This window comes from Streptosporangium sp. NPDC050148, assembly GCF_055586505.1.
In genome coordinates this window covers 92,771-108,642 of record NZ_JBVJIA010000004.1, presented here as the reverse complement: position 1 = coordinate 108,642, position 15,872 = coordinate 92,771, and the positions used below count along the sequence as shown (strand labels likewise).

The window sequence follows — 15,872 nt, the reverse complement described above, 5'->3', positions numbered from 1 at the left end:
CCCCCCGGCGGCGACCAGATGCCGTCACGGTAGGAAAAGTCGGTCATCTCCCGCTCTCGTGTTGGTATCGCGCGGATATCGCCGGTCATTCCTCCTGGTCACCCCCGGTGGGCACGGGCAGCGTGGGACCCATGGCTGCCACCGGACGGACACGGCGGGCCCTGACGCGCCCGCTCCACGACCTCGACGACCTCGGGCCCCTCGGGGACCTCGGCGGTCCCGGTGACGCGGTCCCGGCCCGCCCGCACGGCGGGGAACCGCACCCCCTGCTGCGCCACCACCGCTGGATCGAGCTGGCCAGGATCGGTGAGTACGCCCGCATGGGGCTGCTCGGCCCGCAGACCGCGGAGCGGATCCGGCGCGCCGTGCTGGCCCTGTCCCTCGAACCGGCTACCGGTCCCGGGACGGCCGTGCTCCCCGATCCGCTGCCGGCCCTGGAGGCGTGCGTCCGGTCGCGCCTTCCCGACGACGCACGCGTATGGCACGCCGACCCGGTCCGTGACGACGTGCGGGCGTGCGCGCGGCTCATGCGGGGCAGGGAGCGGCTGCTGGCGACGGTGGCGGCGGTGAGCCGCCTGTCACGTACCTCGATGGAGGTCGCGGCCCGGCACAGCGGGTCGGTGATGCCGGGAAGCCCGCGGCGCGGGGACCGGCCCGCGCAGGCCATGACCTTCGGCTTCTACCTGGCCGCGCTCGCCGAGGCCACGGCCGGGGCCGCGGAGTCGCTGCAGGCGCTGTTCGACGCGGTCAACCTCTGCCCGCTGGGATCCGGCGCGATGACCGGGCTGGAGGCGCCGTGGGACCGGCACCGGCTCGCCGTCGCGCTGGGGTTCGACGGGCCGCAGCCGCACGCGCTGACCTCGGCCGCCTCCGGTGCCTGGGTGCTGCGCCCGGCCGGGGAGCTGTCGGTGCTCGGCACCACGCTGAACCGCTTCCTGAACGACCTGGTCCGGTGGAGCGGTCCCGGCCGCCGGTTCGTCGGCCTGCCGGACGAGCTCTCCGGCCCCTCCCCCGCCGGGACGCGCGCGCCGGTCCCGATGGTCCTGGAGGGCATCCGCGACATGACCCGCCACCTGGCCGGTCTCTCGTACGAGATCATGGCCGCCCAGCGCGACATCGGGTACGCCGACCCCGACGGGGCCGGCCGGGAGGGCGGCCACGACGGCCACGCGGCGGAGGAGCTGTTCTCGACCTGCGGCACGATGCTCGCGCTGCTCGACCGGGTGGTGGCGAACCTACGCTTCCACCCGGAGCGGGCGAGCCGCGCGGTACGGGAGGAACCGGTGGCCGTCCCGGTCGTCGCCGCGCACCTCACGCTGGAACACGGCGTACCGGACGGGACGGCGCGGGCCGTCGTCGACGCGTGGGCCTCGGCGTCCGGGGGTAAGGGCGGCCCGGCCGGGGCGCTCACCCCCGCCCGGCTCTCGGCGTCGGGCCTGGCCGCCGCCGGCGAGCGGTTCGGGATCGCGCTGAACGTCGGGGAGGCCGAGGTCCGCGAGCTGCTGGACCCGGAGGTGGGCGTGCGGCGCAAGAGGACCGCGGGCTCTACCGGCCCGGAACAGGTCCTCCTCCTCCTGGAGCAGGTCGGCGACCGGCTCGCCGCTGTCGACCGGGGCACCGCGCAGCGGTCCGGGTGGCTGCGGGAGGCCTGGGAGCACACCACCGGCACGAGGACGGGCGAGGCGTCGTGACCGTTCCGCCCCCGGAACCCGCCCTCGCGGCGAAGACGACCGAATCGCCTCCGGAACCCGCCCTCATGGCGGGGACGACCGATCCGTCTCCTGCATCCGCCCTCATGGCGAAGACGACCGATCCGGGCCCCGGAGCCGTCCCCGCACCGGCCGTGACCGGCCCGGACCCGGAATCCGCACGCGTACGCGCATCGGAGCGGGCATGAACCTGGTCTTCATCGGGTCCGGCGCCGACGGCCTCGGGACCCCGGCCTTCGCGAGGGCCGCCGCGCTGGGGTTCACCCCGGTGCTGGTCACCGCCGATCCGGCCCGCCGTACCGGGGCGCGGGCCGCCGGCGTGCGGGTCCTGGCCTGCGACCTCGACTCCCCCGCCGCCCTGGCCGGACGGCTGCGCCACGCCCTGGGGGAGATCGCCGGGGTCACCGCGGCCGACAGGGCGCACGCCGTCACGGCCGCCCGGGTCGCCGCCCGTCTCGGGCTGCCCGGCAACCCACCGGAGGCCGTCGCCACCTGCGCGGACAGGGTGCTGACGCGCCGCGCGCTGGTGGCGGCCCGGCTGCCCTCCCCCGCCTTCGAACCGGTCGGCCCGGACGACGACCTCGACGCGCGGGTGGTGGCCGCGCTCTCGCGCATCGCGCTGCCCTGCGTCGTCAGGCCCGCCCTCGACCTCACCGCCCTCGACCTCACCGGCCCCGCCCTCAGCGTCCCCGGCGTCCCCGGCTTTCTCGGCACCCCCGCCGCCCCCGGCACTCTCGGGCCCGGCACCGGATCCGGTGGGGCGCCCGGCCTCGTGCTCTGCTCCACCTACGGCGAGGTGACCGCGCACTGCCGCCGGATCGTCTCCCCCGCCGCCGGTACGGGGATCCCGGCCGGGACCGCCGTCATCGAGGGCCGCCTGCCGGGGCCGGGGTTCGGCGTCGAGACCGTCGGCGCCGGGGGGTTCCACCGGTGCGCCGGGATCACCGCCGGGCGGGTGACCGCCCCGCCGCATCTGGTGGAACGCGGACACGTCCCCGCGATGCCGCTGCCGCCCGACCGGGTCCGGACGCTCACCGCGACCGCGACGCGGGCCCTGGCCGCCGTGGGCCTCACCCACGGCGCCGCCCACGTCGAGATGAGGCTCGCCGGCGACCACGCCTACGTCGTGCGGATCGACGCCCACCCCGCGGACGGCGCGGTCCGTGCGTCCTTCGCGCGGGAGTGCGGGTTCGACCTGCTCGACGCCCACCTGAGGGCCGTGACCGGCCTGGACCAGCTCCCCCTGCCCGGCAGGCCCGTCACGGCGGGGAACCCCTTCCCGGGCGCGCACCCGTTCCCCGCTGCCTCACGCGCCCGCCGGGTGCGCCGCCTCGGGGCACCCGGCGCGGGAGCGGGGATACCGGCCGGGGATGCCGGTCGATGACCGATGCGATGCCGATGCGATTCCGCCTCGCCCTACGTTCGTCGCCGAAAGCAGCCGACACGAACGAACGAGGTGGAAAAGATGTCCCGGTGGATCACCTGGGCCGCGAAGGTCACCGCCACTGCCGCGCTCCTCACGCTCCCCATGGCCGCGAGCCACGCCGCGCTCGGCATGGCCTCGTCAGTCGCCTACACCGCCGGCGACAGCACGTGGACCTGACGCGTCCGCGGACACCCGCGACAGGACCGCCAGCCGGGCCCTGATCCGCCGGTCGTCCTCGGGGCCGGTGCCGGTACGGCAGTCCAGTGCACGGCTCAGCGCGTCGAAGGCCGCGGCCTCGTCCCCCTTGAGGAGGAACACCTCCCCCAGGGCGGACAGGGCCCGGAACCGCCACAGCCGGGTGTCCAGCTCGGTCGATATCTCCAGGGCCTGCAGCAGGTGGGTCACCGCCTCGTCGAACCGGCCGCACCGGGCGTGGAGCTGACCGAAGGCCAGGTGGATGCGCGCCTCCACGAAACGTTCGCGCACCCCCCGGGCGATGACGAGCGCCTCGCCGAGGCTCTCCGCCGCGGCCTCCTGCCGGTCCTGCCGGAGCTGGGCCTCCCCCAGCCCGCACAGGATGTACGCCTGCCCGATACCGTCCTGCCGGTCCCTGACCAGGGTGAGCGCGGTCCGGGCGATCTCCTCGGCCTCCTGTGGCCGGTCCTGACGCAGCAGGACCTCTCCCAGCCTGTTGAGGATCTGCGCCTGCCCCCGCTCGCTGCCGAGCTCGCGGAAGACCCCGAGGGCCTGCCTGAGCAGCGGTTCGGCGAGGTCGGTCCTGCCGCGGTCGGTGTGGACCTGCGCGATCCCGCCGAGCACGTGGGCCTCGGCGAAACGGTCCCCGAACTCCACGAAGATGCCCTTCGCGGTGTGGAACCTGTCGAGGGCCAGGTCGAAGCGGCCCGCGAGCCGGTCCAGCAGGGAGAGGTTGCGCAGCGTCAGCGCCAGCCCGTAGGAGTCCCCGAGCCGCTCGAACAGCTCGTGGGCCGCCCGCAGGCGCTCACCGGCCCTGTCCGGTTCCTGCTGGAAGAGGTACATGCTCCCCAGGGAGCACAGGACGGCGGCCTCCCCGCGCTCGTCGCCGCTCTCGCGGGCGAGGGTCAGGGCCGTCTCGTGGGTGGCGCGCCAGTCGTCGAAGTGGCTGCGCGCCTCGAACAGGGTGGTGGCGGTGACGGCGAGGTCCCAGCACAGCTCGGACGCGCCGAGGTGGGCGGCCTGGGAGATCGCGGCGACGAGGGCACCGCGCTCGGCCTCCAGCCAGTCGAGCGGCCGTTCCAGGAGCTCGTCCGCGTCCTCGGGCCGCCACCGGGGCACCGTGCCGTGCAGCTGGGTGAAGGCGCCGCCGTACTCCCGCTGGTGCGCCTCCTCGGCCAGCGCGAGCCAGCAGCCCAGCGCGCGGGCGACCGCGGCGTGGCGCTCCTCGGCCGTCTCCTCGGCGTGGGCCCGCTCCCTGGCGTACAACCGGACCAGGTCGTGGAAGCGGTAGCGGATCTGGTCGGCACCGTCGCGTCCCAGCACCTCGACGAGCTGTGCGTCCACCAGCCGGTCGATCAGGTCCTCGGCGTCGAGGGCGTCGATGCCGAGCAGCGCCGCGCCCGCCCAGGAGGCGAAGTCGGGCGCCTCCAGCAGGCCCAGCCTGCGGAACATCAGCGCCGCCTCCGGGCTCAGGTCGCGGTAACTCAGGGCGAAACCGGCCCGTACGGTCAGCTGGCCGTAGCTCAGCTCGTCCAGGCGGCGCCGTTCGTCGGCGAGCCGCCGGGCCAGCCGGGCCGGGGTCCAGTACGAGCGGGCGGTGAGGCGGGCGCCCACGATCCGCAGGGCCAGCGGCAGCCCGTCGCACAGCTCGCCCAGCAGTGCCGTGGACCCGGGGTCCTCCCCCATGACCACGGGGTCGGCCACCCCGCGCAGCAGGGCCGCGGAGTCGTCCGGCCCCAGCACCTCCAGGTGCATGACGCTGGCGCCCAGCGAGGGGGCCAGGTCCCCCAGCGGGTCCCTGCTGGTCACGATGACGCAGCAGGTGCCGGAACCCGGGAGCAGCGGCCTGACCTGCTCGACGGCGCGGGCGTTGTCCAGCACGAGCAGCAGCCTGCGCCTGCCGATGACGGTGCGCAGCAGGCCCGCGCGCTCGTCCAGGTCCTCGGGGATGCGCTCGCCGCCGATGCCGAAGGCGCGCAGGAAGCGGTCCATGACCGCGCCGGGGGCCAGGGGCGGCGCGTTGAGGTCGTACCCGCGCAGGTTCACGAAGAGCTGCCCGTCGGGGAAGCGGGAGGCGACCCGGTGCGCCCAGTGCACGGCCAGCCCCGACTTGCCGACCCCGGCGACCCCGGTGATGAGCGCGATGGTCAGCAGGCCCTGTCCGGTCCGCTCGTCCAGCAGGGCGTCCAGCTGGGCGATCTCGGCGGTCCTGCCGACGAAGTGCGGCACGTCCGCGGGAAGCTGCGCGGGGACCACCCCGTGCTCGCCCGGCGTCGAGGGTCCGGCGGGCGCGCGTCCCGCGGGTCCGGGGCCGGCCGGTGCCGGGGCACCGTTCCCGGGAACGGCCGGGGCGGGCGCGACGGGTGCGAGGACGAGGGACGCGGGACCCGCGGCTCCGGGTCCCGCGCCTCCGGGATTCGCGGGCACGGGCGGCGCGGGCGGTACGGGACCGGCGGGCGGGTGCGCGGCGGTCGCGAGGCCACCGGGTACGGGTCCGCCGGGCGCGTACCCGGCGGGCGGGGATCCGGTGGGCACGGGTCCGGTGAGTGCGGATTCTGCGGGCGCGTACCCGCCGGGCACGGATCCGGCGGGTGCGGGTGCGGGTGCGGTGGGCGCGGATCCGGTGAGCGCGGGTGCGGCGGGTGCGGGTGCCGCAGGCGGGTGATCCGCGGCCGGCCGCTCCGTCTCCGTGGCGCTCCCCCGGGCGGGGGGCGCGGACGGCGTGGCCAGCTCCGGGTCGTCGCGGAGGATGGCGTCGTGCAGGGCCTGCAGCTCGGTACCGGGCTCGATACCGAGCTCGTCGACCATCTGGGCCCGCCCGATCCGGTAGGTGTCGAGCGCCTCGGCCCGCCGCCCGCACCGGTATCGGGCCAGCATCAGCTGGGCGCGCAGCCGCTCGCGCAGCGGGTTGGCGTCGACGAAGACGGCGAGGTCGTCGATGAGTTCGCGGTGACGGCCCAGGGCCAGCTCCAGCTGGACGCGCTCCTCGGTCAGCGTCAGGTGCCGGTCGTCCAGCCGCCGCGCCTCGGCCTCGGCGAACGTGCTCTCGATACCGGCCAGGGCCGGGCCGCGCCACAGGCCGCACGCCTCGGCGAACCATCGGGCCGCACCGGTCAGGTCGCCCTCGGCCTCGGCGGCCCGCGCCTTCGCGGCGAGCCGCTCGGCGAGCAGGACGTCCACGTCGTCCGGACCGGCCTGCAGGACGTACCCGGGCGGGGACGTGACGAGCAGGTCCGGGGACGCGCCCGCCTCCTGGAAGGCACGGCGGAGCCCGGACACGCAGATGATCACCTGGCGGCGGGCGGTGGGTGGCGGATGCTCGCCCCAGATCGCCTCGGCGATCAGGTCGACGGGGACGACGCGTCCCGCGCGCAGGACGAGGGTGGCGAGGGTGATCCGCTGGCGCGCCCCTCCGATCGAGACTCGTCGCTCACCTACCAGGACTTCGAGTGGGCCGAGAACTCGAAACGACAGAGCAGTGTCCATGCGCCACCATCAGAAAGTGTTCGACTGCCCTCACGCAGGATTAATTGTTTTCACTAAAAACACCATTTGAGCAGTATTTAACGTGGCATGTCCAGTGCTAATTCGCGGGTCCGTGGGACGGCAGGTCACGCACGGGTTTTCCGGGACGCCCGGTGACCGGAGTCCGTATTCCCGTCTCACCGTACGGCATGTCGCGCTACGGCATGGCGTATCGGGAGGCGTCCGGGAAGGGCCGGGAGCGGGTCCGGCCCGGACCGGGGCGTGACCCGGCGCGCTCGTGCCCCCGGCCGGTTCGCCGCCGACCGGGGCGTGTCCCGGCCGGGCGGTGAACCGGCCGGGAAGCGCCTCCCGGCCGGGACGTGACCGGCCGGAAGGCGACGTGACCGGCCGGAAGGCGACGCGGCCTCTCGGGAGAACGCGCGGCCTGCCGGAAGGCGACGCGGCCGGAAAGGCGACCCTGGACCGGTCAGGGGATTCCCGGGACCGTCATCGGGTGATGGTGAAGGTGTCGACGTCGAACAGGAAGCCCGAGCCGCCGGTGAAGACCAGGAACACCGGGCCGCCGCCACTGCCGCTCAACGGGGCCGAGACGTTCTGGAAGGTGTCCCAGCTCCCGGTCACCGGCACGCTCACCGACCCCAGCAACGCCCCCGTCGCCGACCCGGCCCGCACCTGGATCGTGCCGCCCGAGCCCGCAGAGGAGACCCGCGCCGCGAACGTCCGCGCACCCGCCGCGCTCGTCGACGCATACCCCGCCCAGTCCCCGTTCTCGATGTAACCCGCCGTCGTCCCCCCGCTCGCCCCGGCATGACCGGCCGGCTGCACCCCCGAGGTCGAGGAGTACGCCTCCGCCTCCACCGTCGCCGGACCGGAGGTGGTGAAGGTGAAGGCGTCCAGGTCGAAGAGGTTGCCCTGGCCCGTCGGCCCGGTGAAGACGAAGTAGAGGGTGGTGGCTCCCGCCGGGGCGCCGGTCAGGGGGGCCGAGACCTCGACGAAGGTGTCCCAGCTTCCGGTGACCGGGACGGTCGCCGACCCGAGCAGCGTCCCGGTGGCCGATCCCGCGCGCACCTGGATCGTGCCGCCCGCACCGGCCGAGGAGACGCGCAGGGCGACCGAGGTCGCGTCGCGCAGCGCGTACGGCCGGAAGGAGATCCAGTCGCCGTTGTCGACGAACCCGACGGTCCTGGCCCCCTCCGCCGGGCCGTGCTCGGCGATCTGGACACCGGACTGGGCGCCGAAGTGCTCGGCCTGGCGGTGGCGGGGCTGCAGGGTGCGCCTGCTCTCGCCTGCCAGCCCGCCGGCGTCGGTGTAGCGGGCGACGAAGACGCCGTAGATGTTGGCGGCCTCGTCGTGCTCGCCGTCGCGGGGCACGGTCAGGGTGCCGGAGCAGCCGCTCCTGGCGGTGATCTCGTGCGCGTGGCTGTCGTGACCCAGCATGTAGACGACCCTGACCCTGGTGCAGTCGATCGAGGAGTCCTCGGGGTCGGTGACGGTCACCTGGAAGGGCACGGTGTCGCCGAAGGAGAACAGCTGCCCGTCCGCGGGCAGGGTGAGGTTCACCACGGGCGCGGTGTTGCCGACGGTGACGGTGACGTCGGCCGTGCCGGTCAGGCCGCCGGCGTCCCTGACGGTGAGCGTGGCGGTGTAGGTGCCGTTGGACGTGTAGGTGTGGGTGGGGTCGGCCGCGGTGGAGGTGGCGCCGTCACCGAAGGTCCAGCCGTAGGTCAGGGCCCCGCCCTCGGGGTCGGAGCTGCCGGCCGAGGAGAAGGTGACGGCCAGCGGCGCGGGTCCGGAGGTCCTGTTCGCGGCGGCCTTGGCGACGGGGTTGCGGTTGCCGCCGCCGATGTACTCGATCCGGAACAGCGTCTGGTTGCCCGAGCCGGTGCCGTAGTCGAGCACGTACAGGGCGCCGTCGGGCCCGAAGGTCAGGTCCATCACCTGGGTCCCGGTCCACGGGAAGGCGGCGATCTCGCCGGGCGCGCCGGAGGAGGTGACCTCGATGGCCTTGATCCAGCGGCGGCCGTACTCGGCGGCGAAGAACCGGCCGTTGAGCGAGGCGGGGAACTTGACCGAGGAGTTCAGGTCCGCGTCGTAGCGGTAGACCGGGCCGCCCATGGGCGACTCGGAGCCGCCGCCGAACTCCGGTGGCGAGCCGGCCTCCCCGCCGTAGCGGATCCAGCTGGGCTTGGCCGGGGGCAGGGTGGGCAGGCCGGTGTTGCGGAAGGAGTCGTTGGCCGGGCCGCCGGCGCAGTCGTACCTCGCCCCGGACGGGCCCGAGGGGAAGGTGTACTCGTTGTAGGTCTCGGCGGCGGTGTTGGTGCCGGTGCAGTACGGCCAGCCGTAGTTGCCCGGCCCGGTGACGCGGTTGAACTCCACCTGCCCGCCGGGGCCGCGCGCGGGGTCGGGCCCGCCCGCGTCGGGGCCGTAGTCGCCGAGGTAGACGATGCCGGTGGCCTTGTCGACCGACATGCGGAACGGGTTGCGGAAGCCCATCGCGTAGATCTCCGGACGTGTCCTGGCCGTCCCCGGGGCGAACATGTTGCCCGGCGGGATCGTGTAGGTGCCGTTCGCCTGGGGCTTGATGCGGAGGATCTTGCCGCGCAGGTCGTTGGTGTTGCCCGAGGAGCGCTGGGCGTCGAACTGCGGGTTGCGGTCGGCGCGCTCGTCGATGGGGGTGTAGGCGCCGGACTCGAACGGGTTGGTGTCGTCGCCGGTGGTCAGGTACAGGTTGCCGGAGGCGTCGAAGTCGATGTCGCCGCCCACGTGGCAGCACTGGCCCCGGTCGTTGGGCACCTGCAGCACGACCTTCTCGCTCGCCGTGTCCAGGGTGCCGTCCGCCCTGAGGGTGAACCTGGACAGGTTCAGGTGGCCCTTCCACTGCTCGAAGGTGGCCGCGGTGCCGGTCGTGGGGGCGTCGCCGGCCGGGGTGGACAGCCGGGGCGAGTAGTACACGTAGACGTACCGGTTGGTGGCGAAGCCCGGGTCGGCGGCGATGCCCTGCAGGCCCTCCTCGTCGTGGGTGTAGACGTCCAGCCTGCCCGCGACCGCGGTGTCACCGGCGGCGGTCGTACGGCGGATCGTGCCGTCGCGCGCGGTGTGCAGCACCGACCTGTCGGGCAGCACCGTCAGGGACATGGGCTCGCCCAGCTCGGCCGGGCCGGTGGCCAGGGAGACCTGCTGGTAGTCGGAGGGCGGGATGTCGGCCGCCGTACCGGAAGCGGTGGCACCCGCGGCGTTGGTCGTCGCGGTGGTCGTCGCGGTGGCCGTCGCGGTGGTGGGGAGGGCGGCGGCGTGGGCCGTGGCGGCCGGGGGCGCGGCACCGGCGAGGAGGAGCAGGACGGCGGCGAGCGGGCCGGCCCATGGGCGAGGACGGGGGGACATGGGGTCCTTTCCTGACATGGGGGAGGTCAGAGAAGACCGGGGAGGAGAAGGGGCCGGAAAGGGCGGGAACGGTGGATGGGAGCGGCCCCGGAGAACGAACAGTCCACTTTTTTCATGACTTGATCGTTCTTTTACTGGTTTTTAACACGCGGGTAACATGGTGTAAATGCCCTGTCAGGATTTCCCTGTCCGGTGTGGCCGCCCCCATGACGCCCCGTCCCGCCCCCCGTGACGCCTCGTTCTGTCGCCCGTGACAGCTCTCGTCATCCCCCTAGGAGCGGTCCGGAGCCTCCGGTCTCTCACCTCCCGTCCGCGGCTGGACGGCGCGGCCCGTTCCGGTCTCACGCCCGCCTCCCGGCGCCGAGTGGGCTCCGACCTCCCCGGGAGCGCCTGGCGGCCCGGGTGAGATCACGTAAAAACCGGGTAGATCCAGGCCGATGACGGAAGACAAGTGGTTTCTCGCCCCCGAGGAGCGCGGCAACCCGGCGTCCCGGATCGACACCCGGCGCGACGACGGGCTCGCCTGGTCGCGCGGCAACACCGTGCGCCCCATCCTGCACGGAGCCCCCTACTTCGCCGAGTTGCTCACCCGCGTCCGTGAACTGCGCGCCGGGGACCTGCTGCTGTTCACCGACTGGCGCGGCGACCCCGGGGAGCGGCTCGACGGCCCCGGCACCGAGGTCGCGCACGTGTTCGCGGACGCCGCCCGGCGCGGCGTCGTGGTCAAGGGCCTGCTCTGGCGCTCGCACTGGGACCGCCTGTTCTTCAGCGCCGAGGAGAACCGCCACCTCGGCGACGCCATCGAGGCCGCCGGCGGGGAGTGCCTGCGCGACATGCGCGTCCCGGTCGGAGGTTCGCACCACCAGAAGCTCGTGGTGCTGCGCCACCGCGACGACCCCCGGCGCGACATCGCGTTCGTCGGCGGCATCGACCTGTGCTGGAGCCGCCGCGACGACGCCTCCCACAGCGGTGACGTCCAGGCCGCGCCCATGGCCAAGGTCTACGGCGACCGCCCGCCCTGGCACGACGTGCAGGCCGCGATCCAGGGCCCGGCCGTCGGCGACGTCGAGGCCGTCTTCCGCGAGCGCTGGGACGACCCGCAGCCACTGACCCGCAACCCCGTGCACCGCGTCGCCGACCTGATACGGCACGAGGACACCCTGGCCGACCCGATGCCCCCGCAGACCGCCGACCCGCCCGCCTGCGGCCCGCACGCCGTACAGCTGCTGCGCACCTACGCCCACCGCAGGACCCGTTACGCGTTCGCGCCGCAGGGGGAGCGCAGCATCGCCCGCGGCTACCTCAAGGCGCTGCGCCGCGCCCGCGGCCTGATCTACATCGAGGACCAGTACCTGTGGTCACCGGAGGTCGCCAAGTCCTTCGCCGAGGCGCTGACGGCCAACCCCGACCTGAGAATGATCAGCGTGCTGCCGCTCCACCCCGACCAGGACGGCCCGATCGGCGGCGTCCCGCAGATCCTGGGGCGCAACCAGGCCCTGGACGTCCTCAAGCGCGCGGGCGGCGACCGGGTCGCGGTCTACGGGCTGGAGAACCGGGAGGGCACGCCGGTCTACGTGCACGCGAAGGTGTGCGTCGTCGACGACGTGTGGGCGACCATCGGCTCGGACAACTTCAACCGGCGCTCGTGGACCTACGACTCCGAGCTGACCTGCGCGATCCTGGACGAGACCCGCGACGACCGGGAGCCGGCCGACCCCGGCGGCCTGGGGGACGGCGCCCGCCGCCTGGCCCGGGACCTGCGGCTGACGCTGGCCCGCGAGCACCTGGAACGGACCGGCGACTCCGACGTGGACCTGCTCGACCCGGTCTCCTTCTTCGACGCCTTCGCCTCCTGCGCCGCCGCCCTGGAACGCTGGCACGCCGGGGGCCGCCGCGGTCCGCGTCCACCGGGACGGCTGCGCACGTACCGGCCGGCACCGATGTCCCCCTGGACCGCGGCCTGGGCCACGCCCTTCTACCGCATCGTCTGCGACCCCGACGGGCGCCCCCGCACGATGCGGCGGGCCGGGCGCTACTGAGCCGTCCCCCTGCCCCGGCCCTTCCCCGCCCCTGTCCGGGACCGTCCCGGTCCCGGCCCGTGCGGGCCTCCTCTCAGCTCGACCCGGTGGACGCGAACGGGATCGACGCGGGCTCGTGCGCGCCCGCCGCCGCGGGGTGCTCCCACAGGCCGCGCCCGCGCAGGATCGGCAGCACCCCCTCGCCGAACCAGTACGCCTCCTCCACGTGCGGGTGACCGGACATGACGAACTCGGTGATGCCGCGGCCGCCCGAGTGACGCTGGAAGGTGGCGCCCATCTGCGCGGCCAGGGTCGGCGTGACGAGGCCGGGCCGGAACGCGACCAGGAACTTCAGCCGTTCGGTGGTCTCGGTGAGCATGGCCGTGGTCAGCCAGGCGTCCTCGCACCACGCGCCGGTCGGCGTCAGCGCGCCGACGAAACCGAGGTGCTCGGCGGCGTGCACGATCTGCCGCAGGTAGGCCGGCGTGGCCGGGCGCGCGCCACCGGCCGCGCCCGGGGGCAGGCCGTGACCGCCGCCGACGATGTCGCGGCTGTCGCCGTAGGTGGGCAGGAACCAGTGGAACGTCAGGTGTGTCATGGCACTTCCGTGGTCGGTCGCCGGTCGGTCACCGGCCGGTCGTCGGTCGCCGCCGGCCGGTCGTTCCGGCGGGTCGCCGGCCGGTCGTCGGGGCGGCGGGATGCGTTAGAGCAGGCCGTGGCGCGGTGGGAGTCGCCCGTTGAGCGCGTAGCGGCCGATGTGCTGGACCTTCCAGCGGGCCGGGTCGTGCAGCGTGTGCGTCCTGGCATTGCGCCAGTGACGGTGGAGGTTGAGCCCGTCCAGGGCGGCGCGGGTGCCGCCCAGCTCGAAGATCGCGCCGCCCAGCTCGACCGCGACCGGATCGACGTAGGCCTTCGCGGTGGCCACCGCGATGGAGGCCGCGGCCGCGGACTCCTCCGTCAGGTCCGCCGCCGCCGCGTCCACCTGGCGGCCCGCCACGGCCAGCAGCGCCTCCGCGGCCCGCACCTTGATCGTCAGCTCGCCCGCCCGCTGGACGGTCAGCGGGTCCTCCGCAGCGCTGTCCAGCCCGCTCTCGAACCAGGGCCTGGCCCGGGTGCGGACGAAGTCCAGCGCCTCGGCCAGTGCCCCGCCGGCGATGCCCACGTCGATCGCGGCGTGCAGGAGCTGGGCGACGGCGCCGTGGAGCTGCGGCCCGGTGAACGTCAGGTGGTGCGGCACCACGCGGTCGGCGGGCACGCGCACGTCGTCGAGGCGCACGGTGCCGCTGGCCGTGGTCCGCCGGCCCATCCCGGCCCAGTCGTCGACCACCGTCAGTCCGTCGGCACGTACGCCACGTGCAACGTCTCGTCCTCGCGCCGGGCCAGCACCGGGATCCAGTGCGCGAACAGCGCGCCGGTGCTGTAGTGCTTGACCCCGCGCAGCAGGAAGCCGTCCTCGCCGTCGGGCACCAGCCGGGTGCGGTAGTCCTGCACGTGCCTGGTTCCGGCCTCGGACTGCGCGTTGCCGAGCCTGGCACCGGCGAGCACCTCGCCGAAGAAGAACTTCTGCTGCTCGGGGGGGCCCTGGCGGCGCAGCACGTTGACGTAGACGAAGTGGCTCTGCGGGATCTGCGCGATGTTCGGGTCGGCGGCGGCCAGCAGGCGTACCACCTCGGCAAGGGTCTCCGCGCGCACGTCGGCGCCGCCGAACGCGCACGGCACCGTGATCGCGAGCAGCCCGCTCACGGAGAGCCGGTCCAGCTCGGCGACGGGCAGCAGCCGTTCGGCGTCCCGCTCGGCGGCGCCGGTCGCGAACTCGGCCGCCAGCGCGCCGGCCGTGGCGATCGCCTCCGCGTCGTCGGCGATCACGTGCGCCCCGGGCCGGTCGGGGATCTGGGACGCCGTGCCGATGATGCTCATGCCGGTGTCCGTTCTCCCTGTCGCATGAGATCACCCTAATCCCTATATAAACAGTAGGCAATACCTGATTTACGACATTCCTGCCGAACCGGACGGTCGGCGCGGGGGCGTACGGCGCGGTGGCGTACGGCACGGCCCACCGCTCGGGCCCGTGCGACGGGGCCCGAAGCGGCTCAGGCCGCGCGGGACGGGAGCGGTCAGCGCATCAGGTCGGGCCTGTTGGTGATGATGCCGTCCACCCGGTAGGAGGTCATGCGCCGCATGACCGCCGGATCGTCCACCGTCCAGGTGAAGACCTCCATGCCGTGGCGGTGGACGCGTCCGACGTACTCCGGGGTGACGTCGCGGTACGGCGGGTTGATCTGGTCGGCGAACCTCGCCAGCGCCGGGAGCTCCGCGACCGCCGGTGTGCCGAGCAGGCCGATCGCGACCTGGGGCATGGCCCGGTGGAACGTGCGCATCGAGTTCCAGTCGAACGACTGCACCGCGAGCCTGCCGGGAGCCAGCCACGAAGGATGGCGCCGCAGCTCGGCGGCGACACGGGCCTCGATGCCCGGGTAGAGCCGTGGCGCCTTGATCTCCAGCAACAGGCCGAGCCTGCTCTCCCCCATCGCGCGCAGCGCCTCCCCGAGCGTGGGCACCGGCTCGCCCCTGTACTCCGCGTCGAACCACGAGCCCGCGTCCAGCCTGCGGATCTCCGCGAGTGTGAGGTCGCCGACCCTCCAGGGGGCCCGGTCCGGGAAGACCCTCTCGGCGTCGGTGGTGCGGGCCAGGGTCGTGTCGTGCATCAGGACCAGCCTGTGGTCCCTCGTCTCCTGGACGTCGAGCTCGAACATGTCGGCGCCCTGCTCGCGCGCCAGCTCGAAGGCCGCGACGGTGTTCTCCGGCGCGTACGCGGACGCCCCGCGGTGGGCGACGTTGAGGGGTGTCGAGGACTGCGCCGCGGCGGCCGGGGAGACGGGCACCACCGGCGTGGCCAGCATCGCCAGCGCGGTCGTGAGCGCGATACCGAGTCGTCGGAACATGGGTCTCCTCAGAGGTGGAGAATGTTCTGTGACCCGAACCTGACAGGTCTTCATGACATCCGGTCGACGGTTCAGTGGTTCGCCGATGCCCGGCAGGTGAGCAATCGCCGCGACACCGCCGTACCGCGATCGCGGCCGACGTGGCCGACCCGGCGAGCGGCCGGACGTCGCCCCGGCCGCCCCCGCGTCCCGGCAGGCGGGCTCGGCTAGGGCAGGCCGTTCCTGCGCTTGTAGTCGTTCCAGACCCGCACGCAGTAGGCGTACCGCCAGTCACCCGGGGGCAGGTGGCGGCACGCGTAGGCGGCGCTGATACCCGTGGCCGGTCGCCCGCCACCGGTGGCCTGCGGGGACGGCGACCTGGGCGCGCGGGACCGCGCCCCGTCCCCCGCCGGTCCGCTTCCCGGCGGCCCGGTCCGCGGCCGTCCCGTCCTGGTGGTCCGTGGTCTCTCGCCCCCGTTCCGGCCGGAACCCGCGCTCTCCGGCGCACCCGCCCCCTTCCGCGGCCCGGCACCCCCGCCTCCCCCGGAGGCGCCGTCCGGACGGCTCGTCCCGCCGCTCCGCGAACCGGCATCACCCCGCGAACCGGCGTCGCTCCGCGGACCGGCGTCGCTTCGCGGACCGGCGTCACCCCGCGGACCGGTGCCGCCCCGCGGACCGGTGCCGCCCCGCGGACCGTTCGTCGCGGAACCGGCCCCCGGGGGACCGTGTCCCCCGC

At 74.4% G+C, this 15,872-nt stretch carries 10 protein-coding genes; 4 read left to right on the top strand and 6 right to left on the bottom strand.

Translation table 11 applies throughout. The features are described 5' to 3' along the window. Window positions 1-131: 131 nt before the first annotated feature. The 3 genes from ACZ6RT_RS05440 to ACZ6RT_RS05430 all read left to right on the top strand — a co-directional run bounded on the left by ACZ6RT_RS05440 (window position 132) and on the right by ACZ6RT_RS05430 (window position 3,312). Complete coding sequence (locus tag ACZ6RT_RS05440; RefSeq protein WP_470152337.1) at window positions 132-1,691, top strand: lyase family protein; 1,560 nt, start codon at window positions 132-134, stop codon at window positions 1,689-1,691. Between the two features lie 202 nt (window positions 1,692-1,893). Then, window positions 1,894-3,093, top strand: coding sequence for an ATP-grasp domain-containing protein (locus ACZ6RT_RS05435; RefSeq protein ID WP_470152336.1), 1,200 nt, complete (start codon window positions 1,894-1,896; stop codon window positions 3,091-3,093). An 81-nt stretch (window positions 3,094-3,174) separates the two neighbouring features. After that, on the top strand, window positions 3,175-3,312 hold the full coding sequence (locus ACZ6RT_RS05430; protein WP_344887910.1) for a hypothetical protein: 138 nt from the start codon (window positions 3,175-3,177) through the stop codon (window positions 3,310-3,312). Here the strand turns inward: ACZ6RT_RS05430 and ACZ6RT_RS05425 are convergent. After that, complete coding sequence (locus tag ACZ6RT_RS05425) at window positions 3,274-6,816, bottom strand: AfsR/SARP family transcriptional regulator (protein ID WP_470152335.1); 3,543 nt, start codon at window positions 6,814-6,816, stop codon at window positions 3,274-3,276. The two genes, ACZ6RT_RS05430 and ACZ6RT_RS05425, sit on opposite strands and share 39 nt — an antisense overlap. 486 nt (window positions 6,817-7,302) lie before the next feature. Further along, window positions 7,303-10,197, bottom strand: coding sequence for a carbohydrate-binding protein (locus ACZ6RT_RS05420; protein WP_470152334.1), 2,895 nt, complete (start codon window positions 10,195-10,197; stop codon window positions 7,303-7,305). A 437-nt stretch (window positions 10,198-10,634) separates the two neighbouring features. On the opposite strand from ACZ6RT_RS05420, the gene ACZ6RT_RS05415 reads away from it, so the two are divergent. After that, complete coding sequence (locus ACZ6RT_RS05415) at window positions 10,635-12,236, top strand: phospholipase D family protein (RefSeq protein ID WP_470152333.1); 1,602 nt, start codon at window positions 10,635-10,637, stop codon at window positions 12,234-12,236. 73 nt (window positions 12,237-12,309) lie between these two features. Here ACZ6RT_RS05415 and ACZ6RT_RS05410 read toward each other — a convergent pair whose 3' ends face one another. The 4 genes from ACZ6RT_RS05410 to ACZ6RT_RS05395 form a co-directional block, all read right to left on the bottom strand. Further along, entirely contained in the window at window positions 12,310-12,813 is a 504-nt protein-coding gene (locus ACZ6RT_RS05410; RefSeq protein WP_399194510.1) for an LLM class flavin-dependent oxidoreductase, read from the bottom strand. A 105-nt stretch (window positions 12,814-12,918) separates the two neighbouring features. Next, window positions 12,919-13,542 carry an acyl-CoA dehydrogenase family protein gene (locus tag ACZ6RT_RS05405; RefSeq protein ID WP_470152332.1) on the bottom strand — a complete coding sequence of 208 codons (624 nt, stop codon included), beginning with the start codon at window positions 13,540-13,542 and terminating at the stop codon, window positions 12,919-12,921. Window positions 13,543-13,544: 2 nt separating this feature from the next. Beyond that, window positions 13,545-14,132: an acyl-CoA dehydrogenase family protein gene (locus ACZ6RT_RS05400; RefSeq protein WP_470152331.1), complete on the bottom strand. Its 588-nt coding sequence runs from the start codon at window positions 14,130-14,132 to the stop codon at window positions 13,545-13,547. Between the two features lie 197 nt (window positions 14,133-14,329). Continuing rightward, complete coding sequence (locus ACZ6RT_RS05395) at window positions 14,330-15,157, bottom strand: glycerophosphodiester phosphodiesterase (protein WP_470152330.1); 828 nt, start codon at window positions 15,155-15,157, stop codon at window positions 14,330-14,332. Between the last annotated feature and the right edge of the window lie 715 nt (window positions 15,158-15,872).